Source organism: Kitasatospora gansuensis, from assembly GCF_014203705.1.
GTDB classification, from domain to species: Bacteria; Actinomycetota; Actinomycetes; order Streptomycetales; family Streptomycetaceae; genus Kitasatospora; species Kitasatospora gansuensis.
Genome location: NZ_JACHJR010000001.1, coordinates 7,766,615 through 7,786,111 on the forward strand (window position 1 = coordinate 7,766,615; position 19,497 = coordinate 7,786,111).

Consider the following 19,497-nt stretch of genomic DNA (forward strand, 5'->3'; position numbering starts at 1 on the left):
TCCCAGCCACGTGGCCGAGAGCAGCCCCCGGGCACCTGACACCGCCTCAGCCCGCGCGTCGGCCGACCCCTTGGCGCCTCCGGTGCCGCACGGTAACTTGCGGGCCATGGACAAGATCACCTTCAACACCGGAGTCCCGGCCACCCGTCCGCTGGACGTCCGGTGGATCCACGGTTCGGCCTCGGCCAAGCACAACACCGACCCGGACATCCAGGTGTACTCCTACGACGAGCACACCCTGATCCTCCGTCAGAACATGGCGGTCAACTACGAGGCGCCGTTCCTCTACCTGCTCTTCGGCGCGGACCGGGCCGTTCTGATCGACACCGGCGCGACCGCCTCCGCCGAGTACTTCCCGCTCCGCGCCACCGTCGACGCCCTGGTCGAGCAGTGGCTGGCCACCCACCCGCGCGCGGCCTACCAGCTGGTGGTGCTGCACTCGCACGGCCACGGTGACCACACCGCCGGGGACGGCCAGTTCGCCGACCGGCCGGACACCGTCGTGGTCCCCGCCGACCGGGAGAGCGCCTGGGGCTACCTCGGCCTGGCCGAGGACCCGTCCCGGATCGTCCCGTTCGACCTCGGCGGCCGGGCCCTGGAGTGCATCGCCACCCCCGGCCACCACCGGGCCGCGGTCACCTACTATGACCCGCACACCGGCTTCCTGCTCACCGGCGATACCGTCTACCCGGGCCGGCTGTACGTCGAGGACTGGGAGGCCTTCACCCGCTCGATCGACCGCCTGGTCTCCTTCACCGAGACCCGCCCGGTCAGCCATGTCCTCGGCTGCCACATCGAGATGACCACCACCCCGGGTGACGACTACCCCATCCTGATGACGTACCAGCCCGAGGAGCACGTCCTCGAGCTGACGGCCGATCACCTCCGACAGATCCGCGCCGCCATCGAGGAGATCGGCGACAAGCCCGGGCAGCACCCCTACCCGGACTTCGTCATCTACCGATGACCTGTGGTCCCGGCACCGGGGGTGCCGGGACCTTCGGTCCCTCCGACGTTCGAATTCCGCATGTCCGCCCTTCGGCGGGAAGTCGCTGCACGTTCACCGGGGCTGCCAAGGGTGATCACGAAAAGCGTCTTCGGGGGAAGCAGGTACGTCGTGCGGTCAGCCGCGAACTGGTGGCGTTCGCCGGGCACGGTCGCGTTGGCGACCGCCCTGGTCTGTCTGGTGGTCGACGGTGCGTCACCGGCGGCGGCGGCCGGTGCCCGGGTGTCCGGTGCCGGATCGACCACCGCGTACAACCAGCTCGACTCCTGGATTTATGCGATCCGGCCCGCCGGGGTGACGGTCGACTACGACCCGCAGGGCGCCACCTACGGGCGGGCGAACTTCCGGAGCGGTACGACGGACTTCGCCGTCTCGGAACTCCCGTACGGCATCGTCGACCAGGGCGTGACCGACCCGCCGCCGGCCCGGCCGTTCGCCTATCTGCCGGTCACCGCGGGGGCCGTGGCGTTCCCGTACAACCTGGTGGTCAACGGGCGGCGGGTCACCGATCTGCGGCTGTCCAGTGCCGCGGTCGCGGGGATCTTCACCCGGTCCGTCACCCGGTGGAACGACCCCGTCATCGTCGCCGACAACCCCGGCCTGGCCCTGCCCGACCTGCCGATCCGCCCGGCCGTCCGGTCCGACGGCAACGCCACCAGCTTCGAACTGACTCGCTGGCTCGCCGCCGAGCAGCCCGCCGCCTGGGACGCGCACTGCTCGGCCGTCCGTGGTGCCCCCTGCGGTGGCACGGCCTACTTCCCGGCCGCTCCGGGCACCGTGACAGCACTCGGCTCCGCGTTGTCGGTCGCGGCCTTCGTCGCGAACCAGGCGAACAACGGCTCGATCGGGTACACGAACGCGAGTTATGCCGCGGAGGCCCGGGTGCCGACCGCCCGGGTGCTGAACGGTGCCGGCTACTACACGGCGCCCACCCCGGGCGCGGTGGCCGTCGGCCTGACCGCCGCGACCGTCACGCCCGGCGAGCCGGTCAACCTCTCCGGCGTCCGCACCGGCCCGGACCCGCGCGCCTACCCGTTGCCGGTGGTCAGCCACTTGATCGTGCCGACCTCCGAGGTCGGCAACTTCACCGCCGCCAAGGGCGAGTCGCTCGGCGTTCTCGCCAGGTACGGGCTGTGCCACCAGGGGGCGGCAGTTGCCTCGGGCGATGCGCCGCTGGCCCCCGGGCTGATCGCGGCCGGGCTCCAGGTCCTGCCGCGCATCCCCGGGGTTCCGGCCGCGGGCCCGGACCCGTCGGCCTGCGCCGCGCCGTCCGCCGCCGTCATCGGGAACACGCCGCCGCCGCTGCCGTGCGACCGGCTCGGCGCTCCGGCCTGCGCCACGGACGCTCCGTCAGGGGTGGTGCAGCGGATCACCGTGGACCTGGCCCCCGGTGCCCTGGTGGTGTCCGTGGCCGGGCCGCCCCGGGTGGTCCTGCCGCAGGCGGCGCTCGACCCCGCCGGTGACTGGTTCCGCACCGGTGGCCCGATCACCCCGGTCACCGTCACCGACACCCGCCCCGGCAACCTCGCCTGGTCCCTCTCCGGTCAGGCGAGCGACTTCGCCGGCCCGACCGCCTCCGCCGTCATCGCAGCCCGCCACCTCGGCTGGGCCCCGGCTGTCCTCGACCGGGGCACCATCCGCTCCGTCACCCCGGGCCCGCCGGTCCCACCCGGCACCGGCCTCGACACCCCACGCACCCTCAGCACCGGTACCGGCCCGGGCACCACCCGGGCCGGCGCGGACCTCACCCTGGAGATCCCGACCAGCACCCCGCCGGGCACGTACACGTCGGTGCTCACGCTCACGGCGATCTGAGCCTGACGGCCGGTCAGCCGGTCTCGACGCTCCGGCCGTCAGGATCGGTGAGCTGGTGCCGGGTCAGGAGCCCCAGGCCTCGAACTCGTAGATGCGGGTGGCGGGGTCGGTGGTCTGGGTGGGCTTGGTGACCACCAGGCGGACGTAGCGGGCGGTCAGGCCGACCGGGTGGTTGGTGACGGCGGCGGTGTTGCCGGTGACGGTGGTGGCGGTGGTCCAGGGGTCGGTGGTGGCGTTGCGGACCTGGACGGTGAAGTCGCGGGTGTTCCAGGACGCGCTCTCGCCGCCCGCCGCCGCGTGCTTGACGGTGAAGCGGGTGAGCGGCCGGACCGAGCCGAGGTCGACCTCCAGTGACGGACTCGCGGTCAGCGCGCACCACTTGTCGCTGTTGCCGCCCGAGACGCTGCCGTTGACGGCCTTGGCCGCGCCCTCGTTGGTGTTGCACTGGCTGGAGGCGGTGGCAGGCCGGTTCAGCGCGAGGTTGGACTCGGTGACGGTGGACCAGCCGACCGCCGTGCTGGTGGCGGTGGAGCGGCCGAGTTCGGTGGAGACGGCCTCGACGTCCAGCGTGGTGGCGGCCTCGGTGCCGACCCGGTCGAGCTGTTGGACGAAGTAGGCGTCGTTCGGGGTGGCGCCGAGGAAGGTCCGGGTGCCGTCGGCGTTCCGGCGGTAGACCTCGTAGTGGTGGACCGAGCCGGCGGCGGAGGCCGTCCAGGCCAGCCGCAGGGACTTGCGGGTCGCGGAGACGTCGGTGCTGCCCAGTACGGTCAGTGCGGTGGGTGCGGCGGCGGTGTCCACCAGGCCGTCGTAGACCCGGAGTTGACCGATCTTCAGATCGAAGGAGGGCATGCTGCCGACGGTCTGCAGGCCGATCTGGGCGATCGTCTTTCCCGCGTAGGCGGACAGGTCCAGCGTCCGGGTCTCCCAGCCGGAGCCGGTGGTCGAGCCCAGGTCGAGGGTGGTGAAGCTGGTCGGGGCGTCGGTGAAGGCCACCGCCGCCCGGAGGTTGGTGGCGCGTGCCGTCGGGGTCTTGAGGGTCACCGACAGTTTGGTGTCGGCGGCCACCGGCAGCTGGGTCTGGTAGAGCCGGACGGTGTTGGTGGCGTCCAGGGTGCCGGTCAGCCGGAGCGAGGAGCCGCCCTCGTAGGCGTCGGTGAAGTCGATGGAGGGCGTGAGCCTGCTGCCCGTCGAGCTGACCGACCAGTGGTAGGTGGGCGGCACGTCCTGCAGCGAGAGGTTGTTCCAGCCGGTCGAACCGACCCGTACGCCACCGGAGTTGTAGAAGTCGCCCTGGCCGGTGCCGAAGGAGGTGACGAACGGTTTGGCGGTGATCGGGGAGGACTCGGCGACGTAGTTGGCCAGGCCCTTCCAGGACGAGGAGGTGGTGGTGTTGGCCGGGTCGGCGTTGGCGCCGACCCAGTACCGGGAGTCCTTGGCGTAGAAGTCGGCGCGGTCGGTGGCGGACTTCCAGGTCCACTCGGGCCGGTAGAGGCCGAGCGAGGTGGTGTGCGGCTGGCCGGCCGGGAAGAGGGCGCCCCAGGAGACCGAGGTGTTGTAGCCGTTGGCCTCGGTGTCGATGCCGGAGTACAGCTCGTACTCGCTGCGGCCCAGTGAACGGGCCAGGGTCCGGGAGGAGTTCAGGCCGGAGCTGCTCCAGCCGAAGTTGACGAACATCGAGTCGGAGGTCCGCTTGGCCGACTCCTGCAGGAAGGCGTCGTTGGCCGAGGTCAGCGCGTTCTGCCAACTCACCGATCCCGACTCGGTCATGGCGTCGTACCACATGAACTCGACCGGGCCGAGCGAGCGGGCGTAGCGCATCTCGTTGCGCAGCTCGGTGGCCAGCGCCGCGTCGCCACCGTCCGTCTCCTGGTTGATGAACCAGCCGTCGAAGCCGTAGTACTGGGCGGCCTGGGCGAGTTTGTCGGCGACCGGGTAGGTCGTGCCGGACTTCTGGGTGAAGTCGCGGACCCACTGGAGCTGGCCGCCGTACGCGGTGGGCGGGAAGAACACCGTCCCGTAGACCTTCACGCCGTTGCGGTGGGCGGCGTCGATCACGGTCGGGTTGGGGGCGAGGATCAGGCCCTCGCCGGCCGAACCGCCCCAGAACACCAGCTTGTCGACGTACTGCCAGTACCCGAAGGCGTAGTAGTTCGGGTCGGCCGAGCCCTGCGATGGGTTGTTGGAGGTCGGGCCGAAGGAGACCAGGGAGGCGATCTTCCCCTCCCCGGCGCGGGCGTTGGTGTTGGCCTTGAGGGCTGGGTCGGAGACCCGGGGCCGGAGCGGGACCCGGGAGCGGTTGAACCGGGCGTCCGGGTCGGTGGCCGGGTCCCAGTTCAGGATGCTGCTCGGGTACCAGTAGGAGGCGAACGGCTGGGTGCCGGCGGCCGCGGTGACCGCGGTCCCTTCGGTGGCGTGCGAGGTGGGGGCGATGCCGAGGACGGCCGCGGTGAGCGCCGTGGTCAGCAGGAGGGGGACGTGTCGTCTCATCCGATGCTCCGGTCCAAGCGAAGTGGGTGGAGTTGCGCTCGGGGCTGGCATGCCGCCCCGGAGGCTAAATTGCTTTAGCTGACGCCGTCAAGAGGGCGGGTACCCCTCGGGCGGATTGAGTGCCTTGTGAGTCAGCAGAGTTGGGCTGGCACGCCGCTGCGCGCACCCTTGACGGCGGATCGGATCGGGGGCATAGTCCCCGATCACTAGAGCGGTTTAGTCAGGCCCACCCTCGTCTGAACACACCAGGAGACCCCTCTGATGCGAAGAAGCCACCGGGTACGGTTGACCGTCACCGCGCTCGCCCTGTCGACCCTGGCGGGCTGCGGCCTCGGCGACAACTCCGGTACCGCCACCGACAGCGCGGCTGTCACGGGCGAGGTGAAGGGCAAGGTCTCGATCCAGACCTGGGCCCTGAAGCCGAAGTTCACCACCTACATGGACGGCGTGATCGCCGCCTTCGAGAAGAAGTACCCGGGCACCGAGGTCGAATGGCTCGACCAGCCCGGCGACGGCTACTCCGACAAGGTGCTCAGCCAGGCGGCCGGCGGCTCGCTGCCCGACGTGGTCAACCTCCCGCCGGACTTCGCACTGCCGCTGGCCAAGCAGAACATGCTGCTGGACGTGGCCGGGGCGGACCCGAAGCTGACCGAGGACTACGTCAAGGGCGGCATCGACGCCTACCGCTTCGCCGGACGCACCGGGGCGTACGGCTACCCCTGGTACCTCAACACCGATGTGAACTACTGGAACTCGGAGCTGCTCACCAAATACGGCCTGGACCCGAAGAAGGTGCCGGCCGGCCTGGACGAGCTGATCGCGCAGGCCAGGACGGTCAAGGAGAAGTCGGGCGGCGCGGCCTACCTGATGAGCCGTAAGCCCGGCCTCGGCGACCTGGCCAACGCGGGCGTGAAGATCATGGCCGAGGACGGGAAGAGCTTCACCTACAACACCCCCGAGGCCGCCGCCCTGCTCGACAAGTACGTGGCCGCCTTCAAGGAGGGCCTGCTCCCCAAGGACGTGCTGACCGAGACCTACGCCGGGAACGCCAAGCTGTTCAACGCCGGTACGGTCGCCTGGACCACGGGCGGCGGCAACTACATCACCAGCCTCGCCACCGACAACCCGACCCTCGCCCCGAAGGTGGTCCCGTCCGCCGCGATGGGCACGCCGCCGCTCTACGTCCAGGGCCTCTCGGTCGCGAAGGGCAGCAAGAACCCGGCCACCGCCGTCGCGCTGGCCCGCTGGGTGACCAACGCCGAGAACCAGGCCGCCTTCGCCCACCTGACCAGCATCTTCCCCTCCACCAAGGCCTCGGCCGGGGACGCCTTCTTCAGCAAGAGCGACGGCAGCAACGCCGGGGACGCCAAGGTGATCGCCTTCAACTCGCTGGCCAAGGCGCAGATGCTGCAGCCGGTGCAGGTCAACGACGCGATGAGCACGATCGTCAACCAGCAGATCGCCCTCGCGATCAGCGGTCAGTCCGGCTCCAAGCAGGCGCTGGACACGGCGGTCGAGCGCTGCAACCAGCTGCTCAAGGACTGAGACCGACCGGCAATTGGTGGGCGGCGTCGCGACGCCGGGGCACGCGCCCTCCTTGCCCGGTATCGGGCAGGAGGGGCCCTTCGCCGGCTTCTCGTCGGTCGCCGATGCTCCGCATGGACTTCCTCCTCGGCGCCGCCGAGGCACGCACCCCAACGCCGCTTCTTCACCCGCCCCCCAAGTGCCGGTCGGTCTGAGACCCGCCGGCAACCGGAAAGGTGCACGATGACCCACCGCCGCTGGTTCACCCCGTGGCTGCTGGCCGCCCCGGCCGTGGTCTGGCTGGCCGTCTTCAACCTGTGGCCCGCGCTCAACACGGTGGTGCTGTCGTTCACCAACGCCAAGCCGCTCGGCGGCGGCCGCTTCACCGGCCTGGCCAACTACGAACGCGCGTTCAGTGACGAGCAGTTGGCCGACGCGCTGCTGAACAGCATCGTCTACCTGCTGATCTGCCTGCCGCTGCTCACCCTGCTCCCGCTGCTGCTGGCCCTGCTGGTGGAGAAGCGGCTGCCCGGCATCACCTTCTTCCGGACCGCCTTCTACACCCCGGTGATCGCCTCGGCCGTGGTGGTCGCGCTGATCTGGGGCTGGGTGCTGGACGACCGGGGCCTGGTGAACGGCGTGCTTGGCCAACTCGGCCTGGCCGAGCAGCCGGTGTCCTTCCTTACCGACCGCTGGCTGCTGCTGTTCAGCGCGATCGGACTGACGGTCTGGAAGGGCCTCGGGTACTACATGGTGATCTACCTGTCGGCGCTCGGGAACGTCGGCCGCGAGCTGCACGAGGCGGCCGCGGCCGACGGGGCGTCAGCTCTGCGCCGGTTCTGGCACGTCACCCTGCCCGGGGTGCGGCCCACCATGCTGCTGATCTCGGTGCTGATCTCGGTCTCCGCCCTGCGGGTGTTCTCCGAGCTGTACGTGCTCTCGCACGGCACCGGCGGACCGGGCGGGCGCGACATGTCGGTGGTGATGCTGATCCAGATGTACAGCCGGGGCTTCACCGGGCACATCGGCTACGCCTCGGCGCTCAGCCTGCTGCTCTTCCTGATCACCATCGGCCCGATGCTGCTGCTGGCACGGCTGAACCGAAAGGCGGGATGAGCATGGCCCGGGCGAGTTTCAACACTCCGTCAGCCGCCGAGCGGACGGTGCGTTACCTGCTGCTGGCGCTGGTGCTGCTGATCACCATCGGCCCGTTCCTGTGGCAGCTGTCCACCTCGCTCAAGGGCCCGGGGGAGGACGTCTGGTCCCGCACCCCGGGCTTCTGGCCGCAGGAGCCGACCCTCGCCAACTACGGCAAGGTGGCCGACACCATCCCGGTCTGGACGTACGCCGCCAACTCGCTGGTGGTGGCCGCGATCGCGGTGATCGGCAACGCGGTGGGCGCCACCCTGGCCGGGTTCGCGCTGGCCCGGCTGCGGTTCCGGGGCGCCCGGCTGGTGCTCGGCCTGTTCCTGGCCACCCTGGTGCTGCCCGGCGAGGTGACCATCGTCTCTCAGTACGTGACGGTGCGCAGCCTCGGCCTGACCGACACGCTGGCCGGGGTGGCGCTGCCCGGGGCGGTCGCGATGCTGAACGTGCTGCTGATGCGCACCGCCTTCCAGGCCGTCCCGCCCGATCTGGACGCGGCGGCCTTGGTGGACGGCGCCAACGTCTGGCAGCGCCTGGTGCACGTCGGCCTGCCGAACGTCCGGGGGATGCTCAGCGTGGTGGTCATCTTCACTTTCATCGGCGCCTGGGACGATTTCCTCTGGCCGCTGATCGTGCTGAACGACCCGGACAAGTACACCCTGACCGTCGGACTGCAGTACCTGAACGGCACGTTCAGCGCCAACCCCCGGCTGATCGCGGCCGGCACGATGATCGCCTTCCTGCCGGTCGTCGTGGTCTTCGCCACCCTCCAGCGCTTCTTCTTCAAGGGCGTCGAGGAAGGCGCGGTCAAAGGCTGACCGCGCGTACTCCGCAGAAGGAGGGCCGTTCCCGGTATGACCACCAGCACTCCCCGTTTCGGCGTCAACTACACGCCGAGCCAAGGCTGGTTCCACCACTGGCTGGACTTCGACCCGGACCAGATCCGGGCCGACCTGGACTCGATCGCCGCGCTCGGCCTCGACCACCTCCGGGTCTTCCCGCTCTGGCCGCTGTTCCAGCCGAACCGGACGCTGATCCGGCCCCGGGCGGTCGAGCAGCTGGTGCAACTGGTCGACCTCGCGGGCGAACGCGGGCTCGACGTCGCGGTGGACGGGCTGCAGGGCCACCTGTCCAGCTTCGACTTCCTGCCCGCCTGGACCGCGACCTGGCACCGGCGGAACATCTTTACCGACCCCGAGGTGCTGGACGGTCAGACCCGCTACCTGCACACCCTGGCCTCGGCGTTGGCGGAGCGGCCCAACTTCCTCGGGATGACCGTCGGCAACGAGATCAACCAGTTCTCCGGCGACCCGCACCCCGACCCGGACCGGATCACCCCCGAGCAGGCGGATGCCTGGCTGCGCCGGATGATCGACGCCTGCGAGCGGGGCGCGCCGGGACGGCTGCACCTGCACGCCGAGTACGACGCGTGCTGGTACCAGGACGACCACCCCTTCACCCCCGCGCAGGCCGCCAGGATCGGCGCGGCGACGGCGGTGCACTCCTGGGTGTTCAACGGCACCGCCCAGCGCCACGGCGCCGGTTCGGTCGCGGTCGGGCAGCACGCGGCCTACCTGATCGAGCTCTCCAAAGCCTGGGCCCAAGACCCGGCCCGGCCGGTCTGGCTCCAGGAGGTCGGCGCCCCGGAACCGCACATCCCACCGGACGGGGCGGCCGACTTCGTCCGGACCACGGTGGCCGGCGCCCTCGACTGCCCGGAGCTGTGGGGCATCACCTGGTGGTGCTCGCACGACGTGTCCCGATCGCTCGCCGACTTCCCCGAACTGGAGTACAGCCTCGGGCTGTTGACCAACGACCGACGGGTCAAACCGGCCGGCCGGGCGATCGCGCGCGCGGTCGAGGAGGTCCGTACGGGCTGGCGGTCCCCGGCGCCGCGCAGCACCGCCCTGGTGCTGGACCTGCCGGAGGCGGCGGCCAAGCGTTCGACCTGCGCCCCCGGCGGCGCGTTCTTCGAGGCGTTCATGCGGCTGACCGCGGCGGGCGCCAGACCGGCCGTGGTGCTGGCCGGGCAGGCCACCGACCCCGCGCACCTCGCGGCGCGCGGCATCACCGCGCTGGTCGCGGTCGAGGATGTCGAGCAGAGCTGAAGTTCCCTCCGTCACCGAGTAGTTCATGGAGTGTCTGTCATGCATGATGACCGGAGTCTGGTCGAGTCCCGGCTCAAGCGGGTGCTCGCGGAGCGGATCCGCCCGGCGATGTACCCCGAGTCGGTGCCGCTGGAGGTCGGGATCTGGACCGCGCCGGACGAACCGGTGCCGGTGGCGGAGGGAATCGCCGCCCCGCGCACCCCGATCGCGGCCGGCGCGCGCTGGGGCGCGCCCTGGGGCACCAGCTGGCTGACCGTCAGCGGGACGGTGCCGCAGGCGTGGGCGGGCCGGACGGTGGAGGCGCTGATCGACCTCGGGTTCGACGCCAACATGCCCGGCTTTCAGTGCGAGGGCCTGGTCTACCGGCCCGACGGCACACCGGTGAAGGGGCTCAACCCACGCAACCAGTGGGTGCGGATCGCCGCCCCGGCGGCCGGCGGCGAACAGGTGCTGCTGCACGTCGAGGCCGCGTCCAACCCGGTGATCCTGGACTACCACCCCTTCCTGCCCACCGCGTTGGGGGAGAAGGAGACCGCCGGGAGCGAGCCGCAGTACCGGCTGGAGCGGGTCGACCTGGCGGTGCTCGACGAGAACGTGTGGCAGCTGGTGATCGACCTGGAGGTGCTGGGCGAGCTGATGGCCGAGCTGCCGGTCGAGGGCGCGCGCCGCTGGGACATCCTGCGCGCCGTCGAGCGGGCGCTCGACGCGGTCGACCTGCAGGACGTCAACGGCACGGCGGCCGCAGCCCGTTCGGAGCTGGCCGGGGTGCTGGCCTCGCCCGCCGAGCCGTCCGCGCACCGGATCAGCGCGGTCGGCCACGCGCACATCGACTCGGCCTGGCTGTGGCCGCTGCGCGAGACGGTCCGCAAGGTGGCCAGGACCACCGCCAACATGACCGCGCTGCTGGAGGACGAGCCGGACTTCGTCTACACCATGTCGCAGGCGCAGCAGTACGCCTGGATCAAGGAGCACCGCCCCGAGGTGTACGCCCGGGTGAAGAAGGCGGTGGCGGACGGCCGGTTCGTACCGGCCGGCGGGATGTGGGTGGAGTCGGACACCAACATGCCGGGCTCCGAGGCGATGGCCCGTCAGTTCGTCCACGGCAAGCGGTTCTTCCTGGACGAGTTCGGGATCGAGAACGAGGAGGCCTGGCTGCCGGACACCTTCGGCTTCGCGGGCGGGCTGCCGCAGATCATCAAGGCCGCGGGCTCCAAGTGGCTGCTCACCCAGAAGATCTCCTGGAGCCAGGTGAACAAGTTCCCGCACCACACCTTCTGGTGGGAGGGCATCGACGGCACCAGGATCTTCACCCACTTCCCGCCGGTGGACACCTACAACTGCTCGATGGACGGGCGCGAAATCGCCCACGCCGCCCGCAACTTCAAGGACAAGGGGGTGGCCAGGCACTCCATCGCGCCGACCGGCTGGGGCGACGGCGGCGGGGGCACCACGCGCGAGATGATCGCCAAGGCGGCCCGGCTGCGCGACCTGGAGGGCTCGGCCCGGGTGCGCTGGGAGCGGCCCGCCGAGTTCTTCGCCAAGGCGCAGGCCGAGTACCCGAACCCGCCGGTCTGGGTCGGCGAACTGTACCTGGAGCTGCACCGGGCGACGCTGACCAGCCAGGCCAGGACCAAGCAGGGCAACCGGGCGGCGGAGAACCTGCTCCGGGAGGCCGAGCTGTGGGCCGCCACGGCGGCGGTGCGGGCCCAGCTCCCGTACCCGTACCCGGAGTTGGACCGGATCTGGAAGACCGTCCTGCTGCACCAGTTCCACGACATCCTGCCCGGCTCCTCGATCGCCTGGGTGCACCGCGAGGCCGAGCGGACGTACGCCGCGGTGGCCGCCGAGCTGACCGGGATCATCGAGCGGGCGCAGCAGGCGCTGGCCGGGGACCCGGCGGCCGGGGGAGAGGTGGTCTTCAACGCCGCGCCGCACCCGCGCGGGGGAGTGCCCGCCGGTGGCGGCCGGGTGGTCGGGGCCGGGGCGGGCGACTGCACCGTGACGGCCCGGCCGGACGGCGGGTTCCGGCTCGGCAACGGGCTGCTCCGGGTGGAGGTGGACGGCCGGGGTCTGGTGGTGTCGGTGCTCGACCTGGCCGAGGGACGGGAGACGGTCGCCCCCGGGGCGGCAGCCAACCTGCTCCAGATCCACCCGGACTTCCCGAACATGTGGGACGCCTGGGACGTGGACCAGTTCTACCGGAACACCGTCACCGACCTGATCGGGGTGGACGGGATCACCGTGTCGGCGGACTCGCCGCAGGGTGTGCAGGTCCGGGTGTCGCGTTCGTTCGGGGCGTCCACGGCGGTGCAGACGATCGGTCTGACGGCGGGCGCCAAGCGGGTGGAGCTCGGCACCGAGGTGGACTGGCACGAGACCGAGAAGTTCCTCAAGGCCGCCTTCCCGCTCGACCTGCACACCGACCGGTACGCCGCCGAGACCCAGTTCGGCCACCTGTACCGGCCCACCCACACCAACACCAGCTGGGAGGCGGCCCGGTTCGAGTCCTGCAACCACCGCTTCGTCCACCTGGCCGAACCCGGCTGGGGCGTCGCCCTGGTGACCGCCTCCACCTACGGACACGACGTCACCAGGACGGTCCGGGAGGATCAGGGGACGACCACCACGGTCCGGTTCTCGCTGCTGAGAGCACCTCGTTTCCCCGACCCGCACACCGACCAGGGCCCGCACAGCTTCCGGCACGCGCTGGTGCCGGGCGCGGGCATCGGCGACGCCGTCCGGGAGGGCTACCTGATCAACCTGCCCGAGCGCCGGGTGACCGGCGACGCGGAGGTCCGGCCGCTGGTCGGGCTCGACAACGCGGCGGTGACGGTCAGCGCGGTCAAGCTCGCCGACGACGGGAGCGGAGACGTGGTGGTGCGCCTGTACGAGAGCACGGGCGGCCGGGCCTCGGCGGTGCTCACGGCCGGGTTCGACTTCGCCGAGGTGCTGGTGTGTGACCTGCTGGAGCGTCAGCTGGCGGGGCGTCAGGCGGAGGTGGCGGAGGGCGGGGTGCGGCTGCGGTTGCGGCCGTTCGAGCTGGTCACGCTGCGGTTCGTCCGCGGCTGACGGCGTACGGGCCGGGGCAGCGTCAGCCGGGTCGGAAGGCGACCCGGACGGTCGGGTCGGCGGGGACGATCAGGACGCTGCCCTGGTCGGCCCGCCACCCGTCCGGGATCACGAACATCCGGTTGCCGGACTGCGCCAGCAGGCGCAGTCCCTGGTAGCGGAACCGGAAGCGCTGTTCGGGGCCGGCCACCGGGAGCCGCTCCTCGGTCACGTCCGGGTGCTGGAAGTACAGGCGCTCGGCGGTGTCCAGGGTGATCGCCGGTCGGAGCCAGAGCCGGTCGGCCAGGTAGCGGGCGTCGGCGCGGCCGTGCTGGTGGGCGTAGGCGTTCGCCGCCCAGAAGGCGGAGAGCGAGATCAGGGCGGCGACCAGGGCCAGCGCGGGCAGTTCGCGGCCGACCGGGTAGTCCTGCCCCTGTGCCTTGACCCGCAGTAGCCGCCCGTACAGCACCAGCAGCAGGCCGCCGCCCAGCAGCAGGGGCGTGTCGAGCGCACGGGCCGGCCAGACCCGGAAGCCGCCGAGCAGGCCGAGGAGGAACAGCAGCAGCCCACACACCGTCAGGCCGATGGCGGCGCCGCGCAGGTAGGGCAGCAGGGGTGACCCGGCCCGGCCGGCAGCGGTCACGCCGTGGTAGCCGAGCACGCCGAGCAGGCCGGCCAGCAGGGCCGTCCCGACCGGGAGGTAGAGCGCTCCGGCGCTGCGCAGCAGGTAGTCCTGGGTGGAGAAGCCCAGGGTGGCCGCGTCGACGCCGAAGCGCTCGTACAGCGCGTCGGTGTAGGCGAAGCCGAAGTAGAGCAGCAGGGCCGTCAGCACGGTGGTGGGCGCGAGCAGCCCGGCGAGGGTCTTGACCCAGTTGCCCCAGGGCGGTCGGGTCGGGCTCTGTTCCTCCACCACGGCGCACCTCGCGGTCGGTTCGGCTGCTGACCTGCTGTCAGCTTTCGGGTGAGGACTGGGACGGGGAGCGGGACGCCGACGGGGAGGGGGAGCGGGATGGCGGGGACGCGGTGGTGGAGAAGGTCCACGGCTCGGAGCGGCCGGTCAGATGGGCGCAGATGGTGTGCTGGGAGACGAACGGCGCCGTCTCATCCGGGGTGAAGTCGACGTCGAACTCGTCGGTGGCGCCCGGGCGGAGGTTCACGGGCAAGCTCTTCGGCGACACGGTCGGCCAGCGGCCCTTGCCTGCCGTGCAGTCGGTCAGGTTCACGGTGCCGGTGTAGGTCTCCGTCGTCGACGGGTTGTGCAGCGAGAAGTGGACGTGGCCGCCGTTCCCGGTGAAGTCGCCCGAGATCCGGCCGGCCGTGTCGAAGCCGCCGTCGTCCTGTTTCCGCTTGGTGGTGGCGGTGCCGGTCGGCCGGGTCGAACTCTCGGCGGCCGAGGAGGACGCGGTCGTGGGGCCTGGCTCAGAGCCGCCGTCGGAGGAGCACCCGGCCAGCAGGGCGGCGGACACGATGCTCACCAGCAGTGCGGCTTGCCTCGGGGTTTCCGTAGCCATCCGCTCTCCCGGCTCTCGTCCGACTGTGGCATGCGCGGGCCCGTTGTTCGCAGCGCGGCGGGCCGTGCTCGGACGCTAACAGCGACTCGCACGGTTCGTGTGCACGCCATGCGGTCCGGCCGGGTGAAGCTCCGTCAACCGGATCAGGAGGCCGGCTGCGGTGCGCGTTCCTGCCGCTCGGTGCGGTAGCGGCCCGGGGTGGTGCCGAACTCGCGGTTGAACGCGTGCGAGAAGGCGTAGGGACCGGCGTAGCCGACCCGGTGGGCGATGGTGGCCAGTGGGTCGGCGGTGTCGCGGAGCAGGGTGGCGGCGTAGGTGAGGCGCCACCAGGTGAGGTAGGCCATCGGGGGCCGGCCGACCTGGGTGGTGAAGCGGCGGGCCAGGGTGGGGCGGGAGACGCCGGCCTCGGCGGCCAGCCGGTCGTTGGTCCACGGCGCGGCCGGGTCGGTGTGCAGGGCGCGCAGGGCGGCGGCGGTGACCGGGTCGCCCAGCGCGGTGGACCAGGCCCCGGTGCTCGCCCCGGCCAGCCAGGCCCGGACCAGGTAGATCAGCAGGAGATCGAGCAGGCTGGGCACGGCCAGGCAGGAGCCGGGCCGGGCCGACTCCAGTTCGCTGCCCAACAGGTCGATGGCGGCCCGGAGTTCGGGATGGTGGCCGATCCGGTTCGGCAGGTGGACGACGTCCGGGAGTTCGGCCAGCAGCGGGTGCACCCGGCTGCGGTCCAGCCGGTACTTGCCGCAGAGCAGCTCGACCCCGCCGACCGTGGCGGGCCGGGGCGCCCCGCCGTCGTACTGCTCGAACGGCACCGCCCGTGCCACGGTGGCCGGGTCGGCGGGCGAGTCGGCGATCACATGGCCGGTGCCGTGCGGGAGCAGCACCGCGTCGCCCGCACCGAGCGAGACCGGGTCGCCACCGCCGTCGGGCAGCAGCCAGCAGCCGCCCGTCAGCACGACGTGGAACCCCGCGCCGTCGTACGGGGCCAGCCGGGTGCACCAACTCCCGCCGACCCGGAGCCGGTTGGAGGAGGGGCGGCCGAGCCGGACGGCGGAGATCGCGTCGCTCACTACATCCATCGCTCCAGCATACGGAGGTCCTCACCGGTGAGACGCACGCGTATTCGCTTGAGCACGACAGGCATTGAGCCGCTCACCGGATGTTCTCTAGGGTCGTGGTCATGGAGAACGAGAGCGTGCAGCGCATGATGCTGGGAGACGTCGAGGTCATCCGACTGGTGGAGTGGCGGGGGACCTTCCTGCCGGCCCGGGACTTCGTCCCGGAAGCCGGGGCCGAGGTGTGGCGGGAGAACGAGGACTGGCTGGCGCCGGACCACTGGGAGCCGGACGGCGACCGGGCGGCGGCCGCCCTGCAGACCTGGGTGCTGCGCAGCGGCGGCCGTACGGTCGTGGTCGACACCGGGGTGGGCAACGGGCGCGAGCGGCCGGGATCGCCGCAGTTCCACCACTGGCAGGGCGACTTCATGGGCCTGCTGGACCGGGCCGGGATCAAGCCGGCGGAGGTCGACGTGGTGGTCAACACCCACCTGCACGTCGACCACGTGGGCTGGAACACCACGGCGGTGGACGGGAGTTGGGAGCCGACCTTCCCGAACGCCCGGTACCTGCTGCCGGCCGCCGACGACGCGTACTACGGCCCCGGCAACGACTACGCCAACGGCCACCGGGCGGACGACCGGCTGCTCTACGAGGACAGCATCGCCCCCGTCCACCGGGCCGGGCAGGCCGTGCTGTGGGACGGCGCCCACCGGATCGACGAGCACCTCACGCTGGAGTCCGCGCCCGGCCACACGCCCGGCTCCGCCGTCCTGCGGCTCGCCTCCGGCGGCGACCGGGCGGTCTTCGTCGGGGATCTGCTGCACAGCCCGGTGCAGATCCTCCGTCCTGGCTGCAGCAGCTGCTTCTGCCTGGACCCGGCGCAGGCGGTGACCAGCCGCCGCCGGATCCTCGAACGGGCGGCGGACGAACGGGAGTTGGTGATCCCGGCGCACTTCGGCGGGGCGGGGGCGGCAGAGGTCAGGAAGGCGGGCGACGGCTTCGCCGTCGACCGCTGGGCGGCCTACAGCTGACGCAGCGCCAGCGTCCAGGTGTGGACGGTGTAGCGGCTGTGCTTCTCGGGGTGCTGCTCGGCGAGGGTCACGGTGAGGCCGTCGGCGGTGCGCTCCAGGGTGCCCAGGTAGCGGTGCAGCTCGTCCGGCGCGACGGGCAGCAGCTCGGCCAGCACGGTCTCCTCCAGGCCGCGCCCGACCGCGCGCAGCACCCCGGCGTCCAGGAGCAGGATGGTGCCGTCCGGCAGGACCAGTGGTTCGGAGGCGGTCAGGCCGGTGAGCCGCGGCCCGCGTTCGATCACGCCGCCGGGCCGCAGCCGGACCACCCGGCTGCCCTCCGCCAGGCCGCGGTCGGACTCCACCACCCGGATGCCGCTGCCCGCCACGAAGTGGCCGCAACTGCGCCAGGCGTCCACCTGGTTGCCGTCGCGGTCGTACTCCCAGGTGTCGAAGAAGTCGTAGCCCGCGAGCCCGAGGAAGAAGCGGCCGCCGCGCAGGACGGCGCCGCGCTCGCCCCGGAGTTCGGCGATCAGGGTCCCGTCCGCCAGGTCGAGCAGCAGGGCCGGGCCGAGGAAGCCCCAGGGCGTGTACTCCTGGGAGTCGGTGGTGACCAGGACCCGGCCGCTGGAGATGTGGGCGGCGTTGGGGATGCCGGTGCAGGGGCTGACCCAGCGGATCCGGCCGTCGCCGTCGACGCAGTTGACCCCGCCGACCTGGGCGTGGATGCGCAGGTCGCCCCGCCGGGCGAGCGGCTGCCCTTTGGCGATCGGTGTGTAGTACGGCGGCTGTCCGGTGCGGCGCTTCTGCGTCAGGACGGTGACGCGCCAACCGGGCGAGGTCGCGTCCTCGGATATCGGCATGACCGGGATGCTAACGCAGGCGGCGCGGCTGGAGTCGGCCGCACCGCCTGAGCATCCGTCAGTGGCCGCGGGCCGGCCAGTCCGCCAGCTGCGGGGCTTCTCCGCCGATGGTGGTGGAGTCGCCGTGGCCGGTGCGGACCACGGTCTCCGGCGGGAGGGTGAGCAGGCGGTCGGTGATCGAGCGGACGATGGTGGGGAAGTCGGAGAAGGACCGGCCGGTGGCGCCCGGACCGCCCGCGAACAGGGTGTCGCCGGTGAAGACCGTGCCCAGCGCGGGGGCGTACAGGCAGACCGCGCCGGGGGCGTGGCCCGGGGTGTGCAGGACCGTCAGTTCGGTGCCCGCCACGGTCAGCCGGTGGCCGTCGGGCAGCGGGCCGTCCGGGGCGCGGTCGGGGTGGGTGCGGTCCCAGAGCGGGCGGTCGGCCTCGTTCAGCAGGATCGGCGCGCCGGTCCGGTCGGCCAGGGCGGGGGCCGCGTTGACGTGGTCGTCGTGGGCGTGGGTGCAGACGATCGCGACCACCCGGCGGTCGCCGATCAGCGCCGCCACGGCGTCGGCGTCGTGGGCCGGGTCGATGACGAGCACCTCGTGGTCGTCGCCGACCAGCCAGACGTTGTTGTCGACCTCCCAGGTGCCGCCGTCCAGCGAGAAGGTGCCGGAGGTGACCAGGTGTTCGATCCGGGTCGGGAGTTGAGCGGTCATCAGAAGACCACCACCGAGCGCAGGACGTCGCCGCCGTGCATCCGGGCGAAGGCCTGCTCGACGCCGTCCAGCGGGATGGTCTCGGTGACGAAGGCGTCCAGGTCCAGCCGCCCCTGCCGGTAGAGGTCGATCAGCAGCGGGAAGTCCCGGCTGGGCAGGCAGTCCCCGTACCAGCTCGACTTGAGCGCGCCGCCCCGGCCGAAGACGTCCAGCAGCGGCAGTTCGAGCTGCATCTCCGGGGTCGGCACGCCGACCAGGACGACGGTGCCCGCCAGGTCGCGGGCGTAGAACGCCTGCCGGTAGGTCTCCGGGCGGCCCACGGCGTCGATCACCACGTCCGCGCCGAAGCCGTCGGTCAGCTCGCGGATCGCCTCGACGGCGTCCGCCTGGCGGGAGTTGACGGTGTGGGTGGCGCCGAGGCCGCGGGCCAGCTCGAGCTTGCGGTCGTCGATGTCCACCGCGATGATCCGGCCCGCTCCGGCCAGCCGGGAGCCCGCGATCGCCGCGCCGCCGACTCCGCCGCAGCCGATCACGGCCACGCTGTCGCCCCGGCCGACCGCGCCGGTGTTGATCGCCGCGCCCAGACCGGCCATCACGCCGCAGCCGAGCAGTCCGGCAGCGGCGGGGGAGGCCGCCGGGTCGACCTTGGTGCACTGGCCGGCCGCGACCAGGGTCTTCTCGGCGAACGCGCCGATGCCCAGCGCGGGGGAGAGCTCGGTGCCGTCCAGCAGGGTCATCCGCTGCTTGGCGTTGTGGGTGGCGAAGCAGTACCACGGCCGTCCGCGCCGACAGGCCCGGCACTGGCCGCACACCGCACGCCAGTTGAGGATCACGAAGTCACCCGGGGCGACCTCGGTGACGCCCTCGCCGACCGACTCCACCACCCCGGCCGCCTCGTGGCCGAGCAGGAACGGGAACTCGTCGTTGATGCCGCCCTCGCGGTAGTGCAGATCGGTGTGGCAGACCCCGCAGGCCTGCACCTTGACCACCGCCTCGCCCGGCCCCGGGTCGGGCACCACGATGGTCTCCACCCGGACGGGCTCGCCCTTCGCACGGGCGATGACGCCCTGGACCTGCTGGGACATGGCTGGAAACCCCTTCGTCGGACCGGCCGGGGAACCCACGGCTCCCTCCCGTCGGCAAGGTTACGCAACGGGCTCCCGTCCGGCCCCGCCTGCGAGGTGTGTCCCCGATTCCGGGTGCGATCCCCCTTGTGCGGGAGCCGTCACC

At 71.9% G+C, this 19,497-nt stretch carries 15 protein-coding genes; 8 read left to right on the forward strand and 7 right to left on the reverse strand.

The genetic code is table 11. The features are described from left to right. Window positions 1-106: 106 nt before the first annotated feature. Both F4556_RS34960 and F4556_RS34965 read left to right on the forward strand, forming a co-directional pair. On the forward strand, window positions 107-967 hold the full coding sequence (locus tag F4556_RS34960; protein WP_184923384.1) for an MBL fold metallo-hydrolase: 861 nt from the start codon (window positions 107-109) through the stop codon (window positions 965-967). 150 nt (window positions 968-1,117) lie between these two features. Beyond that, window positions 1,118-2,821, forward strand: coding sequence for a substrate-binding domain-containing protein (locus F4556_RS34965; RefSeq protein WP_184923386.1), 1,704 nt, complete (start codon window positions 1,118-1,120; stop codon window positions 2,819-2,821). A 63-nt stretch (window positions 2,822-2,884) separates the two neighbouring features. Here the strand turns inward: F4556_RS34965 and F4556_RS34970 are convergent, their stop codons facing one another. Continuing rightward, the gene (locus F4556_RS34970; RefSeq protein ID WP_184923388.1) at window positions 2,885-5,308 is read right to left on the reverse strand and encodes an endo-beta-N-acetylglucosaminidase; all 2,424 of its coding nucleotides are present in this window, start codon (window positions 5,306-5,308) and stop codon (window positions 2,885-2,887) included. A gap of 261 nt (window positions 5,309-5,569) precedes the next feature. On the opposite strand from F4556_RS34970, the gene F4556_RS34975 reads away from it, so the two are divergent. From F4556_RS34975 to F4556_RS34995, 5 genes are all read left to right on the forward strand, one after another. Further along, window positions 5,570-6,853: an ABC transporter substrate-binding protein gene (locus tag F4556_RS34975; protein ID WP_184923390.1), complete on the forward strand. Its 1,284-nt coding sequence runs from the start codon at window positions 5,570-5,572 to the stop codon at window positions 6,851-6,853. A gap of 222 nt (window positions 6,854-7,075) precedes the next feature. Then, window positions 7,076-7,948, forward strand: coding sequence for a carbohydrate ABC transporter permease (locus F4556_RS34980; RefSeq protein ID WP_184923392.1), 873 nt, complete (start codon window positions 7,076-7,078; stop codon window positions 7,946-7,948). Between the two features lie 2 nt (window positions 7,949-7,950). Then, entirely contained in the window at window positions 7,951-8,796 is an 846-nt protein-coding gene (locus F4556_RS34985; protein ID WP_246511179.1) for a carbohydrate ABC transporter permease, read from the forward strand. 36 nt (window positions 8,797-8,832) lie between these two features. Then, window positions 8,833-10,086, forward strand: coding sequence for a glycoside hydrolase 5 family protein (locus F4556_RS34990; RefSeq protein WP_184923396.1), 1,254 nt, complete (start codon window positions 8,833-8,835; stop codon window positions 10,084-10,086). Window positions 10,087-10,125: 39 nt separating this feature from the next. After that, window positions 10,126-13,155 carry an alpha-mannosidase gene (locus F4556_RS34995; protein ID WP_184923398.1) on the forward strand — a complete coding sequence of 1,010 codons (3,030 nt, stop codon included), beginning with the start codon at window positions 10,126-10,128 and terminating at the stop codon, window positions 13,153-13,155. Window positions 13,156-13,177: 22 nt separating this feature from the next. Here F4556_RS34995 and F4556_RS35000 read toward each other — a convergent pair whose 3' ends face one another. The 3 genes from F4556_RS35000 to F4556_RS35010 form a co-directional block, all read right to left on the reverse strand. Next, the gene (locus tag F4556_RS35000) at window positions 13,178-14,044 is read right to left on the reverse strand and encodes a hypothetical protein (protein ID WP_184923400.1); all 867 of its coding nucleotides are present in this window, start codon (window positions 14,042-14,044) and stop codon (window positions 13,178-13,180) included. Between the two features lie 40 nt (window positions 14,045-14,084). Beyond that, window positions 14,085-14,645, reverse strand: coding sequence for a hypothetical protein (locus F4556_RS35005; protein WP_184923402.1), 561 nt, complete (start codon window positions 14,643-14,645; stop codon window positions 14,085-14,087). A 143-nt stretch (window positions 14,646-14,788) separates the two neighbouring features. Next, window positions 14,789-15,718, reverse strand: coding sequence for an AraC family transcriptional regulator (locus F4556_RS35010; protein WP_184923404.1), 930 nt, complete (start codon window positions 15,716-15,718; stop codon window positions 14,789-14,791). A gap of 101 nt (window positions 15,719-15,819) precedes the next feature. Here F4556_RS35010 and F4556_RS35015 point away from each other — a divergent pair, with 101 nt between their 5' ends. Continuing rightward, window positions 15,820-16,728 (forward strand): MBL fold metallo-hydrolase, encoded by a 909-nt coding sequence (locus F4556_RS35015; RefSeq protein WP_184923406.1) that lies wholly within the window; start codon window positions 15,820-15,822, stop codon window positions 16,726-16,728. Here F4556_RS35015 and F4556_RS35020 read toward each other — a convergent pair. Genes F4556_RS35020 through F4556_RS35030 form a run of 3 tightly spaced genes read right to left on the reverse strand, consistent with a single transcriptional unit; the run spans window position 16,719 to window position 19,352 of the window. Next, window positions 16,719-17,567: a hypothetical protein gene (locus tag F4556_RS35020; RefSeq protein ID WP_184923408.1), complete on the reverse strand. Its 849-nt coding sequence runs from the start codon at window positions 17,565-17,567 to the stop codon at window positions 16,719-16,721. The two genes, F4556_RS35015 and F4556_RS35020, sit on opposite strands and share 10 nt — an antisense overlap. Window positions 17,568-17,625: 58 nt before the next feature. Beyond that, entirely contained in the window at window positions 17,626-18,267 is a 642-nt protein-coding gene (locus tag F4556_RS35025; RefSeq protein WP_184923410.1) for an MBL fold metallo-hydrolase, read from the reverse strand. Next, window positions 18,267-19,352 (reverse strand): S-(hydroxymethyl)mycothiol dehydrogenase, encoded by a 1,086-nt coding sequence (locus F4556_RS35030; RefSeq protein ID WP_184923412.1) that lies wholly within the window; start codon window positions 19,350-19,352, stop codon window positions 18,267-18,269. The genes F4556_RS35025 and F4556_RS35030 overlap by 1 nt, the downstream gene beginning before the upstream one ends. Window positions 19,353-19,497 lie beyond the last annotated feature (145 nt).

Excerpts from the sequence above, each read along its gene's own strand:
- F4556_RS34960 (WP_184923384.1), top strand. The coding sequence starts at position 107 with ATGGACAAGATCACCTTCAACACCGGAGTCCCGGCCACCCGTCCGCTG.
- F4556_RS34970 (WP_184923388.1), bottom strand. The coding sequence starts at position 5,308 with ATGAGACGACACGTCCCCCTCCTGCTGACCACGGCGCTCACCGCGGCC.
- F4556_RS34975 (WP_184923390.1), top strand. The coding sequence starts at position 5,570 with ATGCGAAGAAGCCACCGGGTACGGTTGACCGTCACCGCGCTCGCCCTG.
- F4556_RS34980 (WP_184923392.1), top strand. The coding sequence starts at position 7,076 with ATGACCCACCGCCGCTGGTTCACCCCGTGGCTGCTGGCCGCCCCGGCC.
- F4556_RS34985 (WP_246511179.1), top strand. The coding sequence starts at position 7,951 with ATGGCCCGGGCGAGTTTCAACACTCCGTCAGCCGCCGAGCGGACGGTG.
- F4556_RS34990 (WP_184923396.1), top strand. The coding sequence starts at position 8,833 with ATGACCACCAGCACTCCCCGTTTCGGCGTCAACTACACGCCGAGCCAA.
- F4556_RS34995 (WP_184923398.1), top strand. The coding sequence starts at position 10,126 with ATGCATGATGACCGGAGTCTGGTCGAGTCCCGGCTCAAGCGGGTGCTC.
- F4556_RS35005 (WP_184923402.1), bottom strand. The coding sequence starts at position 14,645 with ATGGCTACGGAAACCCCGAGGCAAGCCGCACTGCTGGTGAGCATCGTG.
- F4556_RS35010 (WP_184923404.1), bottom strand. The coding sequence starts at position 15,718 with ATGGATGTAGTGAGCGACGCGATCTCCGCCGTCCGGCTCGGCCGCCCC.
- F4556_RS35015 (WP_184923406.1), top strand. The coding sequence starts at position 15,820 with ATGGAGAACGAGAGCGTGCAGCGCATGATGCTGGGAGACGTCGAGGTC.
- F4556_RS35020 (WP_184923408.1), bottom strand. The coding sequence starts at position 17,567 with ATGCCGATATCCGAGGACGCGACCTCGCCCGGTTGGCGCGTCACCGTC.
- F4556_RS35025 (WP_184923410.1), bottom strand. The coding sequence starts at position 18,267 with ATGACCGCTCAACTCCCGACCCGGATCGAACACCTGGTCACCTCCGGC.
- F4556_RS35030 (WP_184923412.1), bottom strand. The coding sequence starts at position 19,352 with ATGTCCCAGCAGGTCCAGGGCGTCATCGCCCGTGCGAAGGGCGAGCCC.